Raw genomic sequence first — 8,280 nt, 5'->3', positions numbered from 1 at the left:
CAGGCCTCTCGTGAATCGAAGCACGCCGGGGTTGGACACGCGTGCCGGCCCGTGTCCGCGGGCTTGTGCTCACTGACCCATTACCCCCATGCCATGGAAGCATGGCAGGCGCGTCCCGATAGCGCGGATTTTTAGCATTCGAAACGCCGCCCGACCCGAGGCATTTCGCCGTTCACCGTCACCCTGCATATGCCTTGGCACCCGGGCAGGAAGCGTACTGCGAGCGCGGACTGTTAATTGCTCAACGTTAAGTGTTGTGAATTGCAGTGAACGTCGTGATGTCCCCCAAGCACGAAGAATCGACTGATTCCGCGCTCGGCTGGTCACACGCCACGCCTATCTACGGCACGCTTGAAACGCGTAAAAAGCCATGAAAAAGCCGAAAATTGTCCTATCTGTTACCCATCTACAAAACCGGGCATCAGGCCAACGCATGTGCCCTGAGGATTTCGCGGTGTACGCGTCGTATCAGATCAACGCCGGCGGATTGTTTGTAGGAACACTAAAGGTTATTAGAAAAACCGATGGACGCCTGTTGTTCCCGTTCCAGGGAGCACCCGTGCTCGGACCGTACCCTTCTCGAGAAGAGGCGCGCGAGGCGGCAGTCATGCGCGGCGAGCAGATAGTCGCTAGTGATATCGCCAATCCGGAAGATTGAGAGAAGCGCGAACCCGGATCAATCCTGATCGACCGGTCCTGGCATTGATTGAGGATCACGCCGAGGCGGGAAAGAACCCGAGGTAATCGAATGCAGGCGCGTCCGTTTTCACGAAATGAACGCCTGTCGCGCCTATGGACGTGAGCGTGTCCACGGTTTCGCGACGGTTCGACACGACCTTCCATAGCGGCACGTCCTCGCTCGCGTCACCGTTCTCGCGAGCACGTTTCAACGCGGCGATGACCAGGTCGCCAGGCGGCGAGTAGACCACCAGTCCCTCGTTGGCCAGCGCTGCCACATCAATGTCCAGATCGGCGCATGCGCGCGCTTTGGCCGGTGCGTCGCTCACGTCGGCCGCACGCGATTTGGCGATCAACGCGAACGTCTCGGGATCGACCACCTGTTGTGCGCTCATCAGAAGCGGCTTGTCCGAGGCCCACGCTTCCGGCGGACATTCCTTCTGCTCAGGCTTCAACTCGATGAACGGATTGATCTCCGCGGGATAGATCCGGCAGACAGTCGGGCGTTGCTCATACACCGCGCAACTCATGTTTGCTTGCAAGTTCGGACACGGACCCTCGAACGATGCCGCCAGGACCACGACTACACGCACGGGCAGTTCGCCGCTGGAAGCGGCGAACGATCGGCGCCGTTTATGCTGCGCCTGCAGATTGTCGGCAGGCGGTTCCTCAGGCCAGGGAATGGCTTCACAGAGAAACTGGATATCGCCGCCGCGCTCAAGCCATGCGAGTGCTTCGTCAACGCTCAAGGGCAACTTGAGGTCGTGGCAGCATTTGCCGCACATGGTGCATTCAAAGTTGATATCCATCTGGTGACGCTTCTCCTCGAAAGGCATCTGTAATTGTCGTCAAGCGCTGTCGCGGTGTTGAATAATAGGGCGACCTGTATGCTAGTTCGACGACTTCAGGCAACGGGTTACATGCTCCGGTTTTCCTGTGCGAATCGCCTGCAACTACATGACGGATAATCGTTCGTGTGTCTTTATCGGTTGTTTGGGCTTCGTGCGATAAGCGATGCCCTGCCCGGGCAGATTCTATTCTCTTTAGCGACACAAAAAATACTCAGGCAAGCCGAGCGGTGATTGCCCGCCGCCCTGCCGACGCGAACGTTCACGAGGTTGCCCTTGCGCCGCCGCGTCGAAGACAAGCACATCAAGCCTACGTTTCATTTCTCCCTTTGCCGCCGGTCAATCCGGTGTCCTGCCGCTTCAACATGCGGGATTATTCGTATACCAACAAAAATCTATTCTCACTAACCGCATTTATCTAATGCTGATGTTTGAATAACTTAGTGAACATTTTCATCCGTGGGGGAAAATCCTCCCCTGCCTCCACGGCCAGCCCTGGATTTACCCAAGAGATCCGGGGCTTTTTACCCGTTGTTCGCTCAACAAACGCAAAAAACATGACGACCGCTGCGCAATAAAAACGTCGATTAAACCGGCGACGCAGCCAAATAGACCATTGGAGGAGACATGAACAAACTCACAGCCGTTGCGCTGGCATCGGTGCTGGCTACTTGCGCAGCGGCCGCGTGTGCTCAAAGCAGCGTGACCTTGTATGGGCGGATAGACGCGGGCCTGGAGTACATGACTGGCGTACCCACTGGACAAAACCCTGCGACCGGCGCATCGACCGGAAGCGGTCATCGCTTCAGGGCGGAAAGCGGAGACTGGGGAACGAGTCTTTGGGGCATCAAGGGCGTGGAGGATATTGGCGGAGGCACCAAGGCCATATTTCACCTTGAGGGCGCATTCAACACCATGACCGGTCAAGGCCCTTCAAACAACGGCTTGTTCGACCGGTATGCAACGGTGGGCATTGCCAACGACCGCTTTGGTACGGTGCTACTTGGCAAAGAGCTTTTCCTCTCGAACGGGGTCTGGGACTTCGACCCGTTTGGGCAAAGCAACTGGTCGTCAGCATCGCTCGCTCGCGGTCGCAACTGGAATCACACGAGCAACAACATCTCGTACCAGTCTCCTACCATTGCAGGCTTTGACGTCAGCGGGCAATACGCGCTGTCCAACGCGACCAACTGGAATGGCAACGGCACTACCGGACAAGGCCGCGCGGACGCTATCCAATTAACCTATACACAGCCGGTTTTCCAGATCCGCGCAATCTACGACGAATGGCGCGACGCCGCTAATGGAACGTTGGACGATGTGTTCAATTTCTCGCGTGAATACTTCGGCGGCATCAACGTGTTCTTAGGGAAATTCAAGCTTCAGGCGGTTTATCAGCAATCGCATTCAAGTTCCGGTGCTTTGTCGGGCGGCATCACGGTCACCAGCCAGGAATGGGGCGGCGTGACATGGCAAGCTACGCCAGCGGCCGCGCTTATTGCAGCGGTGTATCACGTCAATGCAAACAACGGCGGTGGCAACGCGACCATCTACACGGTCGGCGGCACCTACAACCTGACGAAGCGTACCCTGCTCGATTTCCAGATTGCGACCGCCCGCAACAGCGCCAATGCGAACTTTGGCTTGAACGCTAATTCCTTCGGCGATACAACCAGCACCGACAACCCGCTCCCCGGTCATAGCCAGTCCGGCGCATACGCCGGGATCCAGCATCTTTTCTAGCGATCCACCAATCGATGCGTGCACCGATACTTGGCGGCTGCACGCATCGATTGACGCGGCGAGTCTTTGGCTGTGGTGTTTATCGGGGTGCCGAGCTTAGCAGATAGAGGCAGTAATTTGTTAGAGCGAAGCGCCGTTCAATAGACATTGCCTCGATGCCGGCTAAGCGCGTGACGAACTCGTGTACGATCCGGTTTTAAATCCGCCTGGCTTGCCATGCTCGCGCTAAAGCTGACGCTAGTCCCATTTTTTCTCCTGGTCGTTTCCATGTCGGGTAAGTGGTGGGGTCCGACTATCGCCGGCTGGCTTGCAGGATTGCCCTTTGTTGCCGGACCTATCCTGTTCCTTCTGGTCCTGGATCAGGGACCGGTTTTCGGAGCGCATGCGGCTACCCTGTCTCTGTCCGCCATACTCGCCTCCGAGGCATTCAACTTCGCTTATGCGTGGACCTGCCGATCCCGCTCCTGGCCCATTGCCCTGACAACTGGACTGGGAAGCTGGCTCATAGCGGCGATTGCCCTGGCTTCAATGCCGGCATCCCCGGCGTGGGCAATTGCGGCCGCGCTCATTGCCGTTGCGTTTGGGCAAACGTTTCTCCCTCGCAGCAACGCCATTGTCACGGTTGCGCCGCTTAGCCGTAACGACCTCACTGGACGCATGATTGCCGGCGCTGTGCTAACGGTCGCGGTCACTACGCTGTCGTCTGCGCTTGGGGCTAAATGGAGCGGACTTCTTGCGGTGTTCCCGCTATTGGGGATCGTGCTTTCTGTCTCGTCTCATCGGGCGCATGGCCCTGACTTCGTCGTGTCGCTTTTGCGCGGCATGGTACTCGGCCGGTTCTCATTCGCCGCCTTCTGCCTCTACCTTATCTTCGCGCTTCCCAGACAAGCGGCTTCGCTCGCATTTGTCGAAGCCGCCATCCTGGCAATGGCCGTGCAATGGACCACGAAACGCCTTGCACATGCACAACATGCACGCACGGGCGAGGCGCTCACCGTGCCGGCGCCGCGAGATTGAACGGTAGCTATGTTCTTGCTCGTGGCGGCAGGCTTAGATCTGCCCCAATCCGCCGTCGACTGCAATCTCGCCGCCCGTCAGGTACGACGCATCGCTTGATGCCAGAAACAACACGGCGCGCGCGACTTCGTCCGCTTCGCCCCAACGTCCCATTGGCACCTGGGATTCGACCCACGCGCTAACGTCGGGGTTGTCGGTGGCAGCCGTTGTGAGTGGCGTACGGATCGCGCCCGGACTGACAACATTGATACGCACCTGTTGCGCCAGAACCCGCTCATCGGCCGCCAGCGTGCGGGCAAGGCTGCGAACCGCAGCCTTGCTTGCGCCGTAGAGCGCATCGCCCGGCCGGCCGCGTTGTTGAATGACGGAACTCGTGAAGATGACCGAAGCGTTCTTCGCCAGCCAAGGGAAAGCATGCGTGAACGCATAGAAAACACCTTTGACGTTCACGCCCATCAGTCGATCGAAAAAGGCTTCATCGGTATCCAGTATGTCGGGACATTCAGACATGCCTGCATTGGCGAACAAAACGTCGATCCGGCCAAAGCATTCGCCAACGGTCTGCATCAGCGTATGAAGATCGTCCGGTTTCGCGACGTCGGCACATACGGTTAGCGTATTGCCGCCTATCGCGTCCCTGGCTGCTACGAGCGTCGACTCATTACGCCCGGCAATAACCACCTGTGCGCCTTGCTGTCTGAATACGTGCGCTGTCGCCAACCCGATCCCGCTGCTGCCACCCGTGATCACCGCCACCTTGCCGTCAAGTTTGCCTTCGGTCATGCCGACTTCATCCCTATGTCATCAATTGATGACACGAAGTATTGTTCCTTGAGCTTGTCGCTGTCAACACTCGATGACAAAATGCAAATCGACCCGCAATAACCAGGCTCTCCACGTGAAAGACACTCCGAAAGACGACGCGCTCCCCTCACGCAATGCCGCACACACACGCGAACGCATCCTGAGCGCGGCACGCGTGCGGTTTTCCCGGCAGAGCTATGAGAACGTAGGCACGCGCGATATCGCGGCCGACGCTGGAGTGGACGCGGCGCTAGTCAACCGGTACTTCGGCAGCAAGGAAAAGTTGTTTGCGCAAGCGATCGAGGGAGGCTTTCACATCGAGGAGCATCTGCCGGACAACATGAGCAATCTCGGCATACATCTCGTTGCACAGGTTCTGGACAACGCGGACGACAGTGAATCCTTCGACGCATTGCGCGTATTGCTTCGGGCAACCGGCAGCCCTGCCGTCGCCGCGATGGTATCCGAGCGGTTCCACGCGGAATTTGTCAGACCGCTAGCCAAGCTCCTTGGAGGGCGTGACAGTGAACTCCGCGCTGCACTGATCGCGTCATATGTACTCGGCCTTGCAACGATGCGTCATGGACTGGAATCCCCTTCGCTGGTGGGACCCGCGCGGCGAAAGGCGGCAACGATCGTGGCGGAGGCAATTCAATCCTGCGTTGGCAAGAAGGGCGAATGACCGGGGAAGCAGCACAGCAATCTGGACGTTGCACGCGACCTTGGGTTTGCCTACGTGCCGGCCGAAAGCCTGCTTACCTGAGCCGGAATCGGAACCATAAAAGCCAATGCCTCGCGTTCAATCGCGAGGCATTGGCTTTTTCTGACGGGCTACCGCTGTCACCAGCGGCGCCCCAAGCGTGGTTACATCAAGTGTTACTGACCCGTGTACCCGACCGGAACCGTAGCGTTGGCCTTGGCAACCGTCGCGTTACTCGAGACAATATATTGCGGGACTTCAGTCAGCGTCAGCGTCACTTTGCCGTTGGTATAGGGAACCGTGCTGACATTGCCGTAACCGTCGATCTCCGTCACGTTGCCCGACGCGCCGGCAGCGTCCACCTGAAGCGAGTAGCTGGTCGAGTAGGTCTGGCTATAGAGTCCGCCCGATGCCGGCCACTGCGCATTGCTGTGTGTCCACAAGGCCGTCACCACCTTGCCGTTGCCGAGTTGCTGGAACGCATACGCGTATGTCCCGGCGGGCGTACCCGTTACTCGGCCAAGCGTATTGGTGCCGTCAAGCACCCGGGTCATCGCGGCGAATGCAAGTGCTTCGGGCTTGGGCGACAGATTCGATGCGCCGTACGCGCCCTGGGCATCGTTCAGGTCGAAGAACGTGCCGTAACCAGTCTCGCCAGGATAGTCCGCACCATAGAACAGCGTGGACAATTGTGCGCCGCCACCGAGGGTAATGATGTGCGAGCGCACGCCGACCGCAGCTTGAGCAAACAGCTGGTTCTGCGACGGTTGCGTAGGTCCGTAGTTGACGCCCGGATCGTAGCTGGTGCCCGCTTCGGTAACGAACAGCTTCATGTTCGGCTTGCCGGCTTGCATGACGGCACGCAACTGAGTCATCAGGTTATCGAGCGCGTTGGCCTGGTTAGCCGGGTTCGGATCCGAGTCCTGCAATTCAGGCGGATGGGACGGATAGGTGCCGGCGTTCCAGTAGCCATGCGTCGATACAGCGTCGATGTAGTTCCACAAGCCGAGCGCGCCGAAGGTCTGCAGGTAGCCGGTCGTGCAAGTGTCGCAATTGGCCGGGAACGGGTTGGTGGGACCCATCACGACTGCGTTCGGATCGGTCGAGTGCAAGCCCAGATACGCGGCCTTGTACATCGCGACAAAGTTTGCCTGACTGTCAGCCCATCCGAGGCTTGGCTCCCAGGTCACCTGGTAGTAATTGTTCTGCTGGTTCGGGTAATTGGCGGCACGGATCAGGCTCGTGTCGGTACCCACGCGGCCCATGAAGTTCTGGAACTCGGTCATGTTCGACGGCGCATAGTAGCTGTCGTTGAACTGACCCGTCTTCGAATCCCATGCCGGCAGTCCGTCCAGACGCACGATGCGCATCTGGTCAGGGTTAGCCTTGTAGAACGGGTCCAGGTCGCTGACGCTCGGCGTATAGGTGTTGGGGCCGTTCGGCTCCATGGCCGACACTTCGCGATCGTCGATGGTCCAGGAAATTCCCAGATCGTGCAACGCGGCAATGTTGTCGTTGAAACCCTGCATACCGAACCGATGCTGGTCCTGGTGTGCATACGTCACCGTGCCAAGGACAGAGGTGAGATTAGGCAACACGCCGAACGTGGCAATGCCCATTGGACGCGTGCCCATATTCGGCAACGTCCCACCGTTAGATTGCAACGTCGCAGTGATCGAGCCATAACCGGACCATGTCGACTTGCACGACATCGTGGCGGTCTGCACACCGGACTTCACGGCGAAGCTACCCTGTGTCTTGATCGCGCCGTTCGCGTCAGCGACCGACCAGATGACCGTGTCTGCCTTCGGCGAGTTGGTCGTGACCGCTATGTTGAATGCTGTGTTATTCGGGAAAATGCGCATGCCGTCGGTTGTCGGCGTGTCGGCGCTGATCAAGCCATTAGCGGTGCCGCCTGACGTTTGCGTAGGCGAGCCGCATGAGATGGCCGCAGTACCTGGAGTCGGCGTGGTGGCCGGTGGCGTGGTAGCCGGCGGCGTCGTGACGGGTGGCGTGGTAGCCGGCGGCGTCGTGACGGGTGGCGTTGTCACCGGCGGTGTGGTGACCGGTGGCGTGGTGACCGGTGGCGTTGTCACTGGCGGAGTCGTAACCGGCGGTGTGGTGGCTGCGAGGCTGACCCAGCACGATTTTCCGTAACCGTAAGCGGGATCAGTCTGCGAGACAGCGCCGACATAACAGCCGACGCCGTTTGTGAAGGTACGTGGGCTAGTCAGCATGGTGGTCGGCGAGTTCGGCGGAACCGCGCCGAACACTACGGATCCCTTGCCGGAAAACGTACAGTTGTCGTTCTCACTGCCGCAGAACGTATATTTCACGCCGCTGACGGTGATGGTGCTGCTTTGCGCCTGGGCGTTACCGGCACCGAACATAGCCAGTGTCGTTGCGATAGAAATCGGAAGTAGTCTTAAATATTTCATCGTAATCCCTGTTGTACTTCTACAAGTATTCCCCGAGGATCGACAAGATCGA

8 protein-coding genes are annotated in these 8,280 nt (G+C 58.7%); 5 read left to right on the top strand and 3 right to left on the bottom strand.

Annotated features, from left to right (window positions below):
• Positions 1-370 precede the first annotated feature (370 nt).
• Positions 371-658 carry a DUF6723 family protein gene (locus HB376_RS24685; protein ID WP_255631546.1) on the top strand — a complete coding sequence of 96 codons (288 nt, stop codon included), beginning with the start codon at positions 371-373 and terminating at the stop codon, positions 656-658.
• A 55-nt stretch (positions 659-713) separates the two neighbouring features.
• Here the strand turns inward: HB376_RS24685 and HB376_RS24680 are convergent, their stop codons facing one another.
• A complete protein-coding gene (locus HB376_RS24680) occupies positions 714-1,487 on the bottom strand; it encodes a YkgJ family cysteine cluster protein (protein WP_213766293.1) in 774 nt (257 codons plus the stop codon).
• 666 nt (positions 1,488-2,153) lie between these two features.
• On the opposite strand from HB376_RS24680, the gene HB376_RS24675 reads away from it, so the two are divergent.
• The gene (locus tag HB376_RS24675) at positions 2,154-3,269 is read left to right on the top strand and encodes a porin (protein ID WP_213766292.1); all 1,116 of its coding nucleotides are present in this window, start codon (positions 2,154-2,156) and stop codon (positions 3,267-3,269) included.
• A 216-nt stretch (positions 3,270-3,485) separates the two neighbouring features.
• Complete coding sequence (locus HB376_RS24670; RefSeq protein ID WP_213766291.1) at positions 3,486-4,286, top strand: hypothetical protein; 801 nt, start codon at positions 3,486-3,488, stop codon at positions 4,284-4,286.
• 33 nt (positions 4,287-4,319) lie between these two features.
• Here HB376_RS24670 and HB376_RS24665 read toward each other — a convergent pair whose 3' ends face one another.
• Positions 4,320-5,069, bottom strand: coding sequence for an SDR family oxidoreductase (locus HB376_RS24665; protein ID WP_213766290.1), 750 nt, complete (start codon positions 5,067-5,069; stop codon positions 4,320-4,322).
• Positions 5,070-5,184: 115 nt separating this feature from the next.
• On the opposite strand from HB376_RS24665, the gene HB376_RS24660 reads away from it, so the two are divergent.
• Positions 5,185-5,772, top strand: a complete 588-nt coding sequence (locus HB376_RS24660; RefSeq protein ID WP_213766289.1) for a TetR/AcrR family transcriptional regulator — start codon at positions 5,185-5,187, stop codon at positions 5,770-5,772.
• Positions 5,773-5,966: 194 nt separating this feature from the next.
• On the opposite strand, the gene HB376_RS24655 is transcribed toward HB376_RS24660, so the two are convergent.
• Complete coding sequence (locus HB376_RS24655; protein WP_255631544.1) at positions 5,967-7,655, bottom strand: hypothetical protein; 1,689 nt, start codon at positions 7,653-7,655, stop codon at positions 5,967-5,969.
• Here HB376_RS24655 and HB376_RS41205 point away from each other — a divergent pair.
• A complete protein-coding gene (locus HB376_RS41205; RefSeq protein ID WP_255631543.1) occupies positions 7,654-7,947 on the top strand; it encodes a hypothetical protein in 294 nt (97 codons plus the stop codon). The genes HB376_RS24655 and HB376_RS41205 overlap by 2 nt on opposite strands.
• The last annotated feature ends 333 nt before the right edge of the window (positions 7,948-8,280 follow it).

Origin of the sequence: Caballeronia sp. dw_19 (assembly GCF_018449515.1) — a bacterium.
In the GTDB taxonomy this organism is placed as follows: domain Bacteria; phylum Pseudomonadota; class Gammaproteobacteria; order Burkholderiales; family Burkholderiaceae; genus Caballeronia.
Note: the sequence above shows the minus strand (reverse complement) of the source record. Positions and strands in the feature narration are given on the sequence as shown.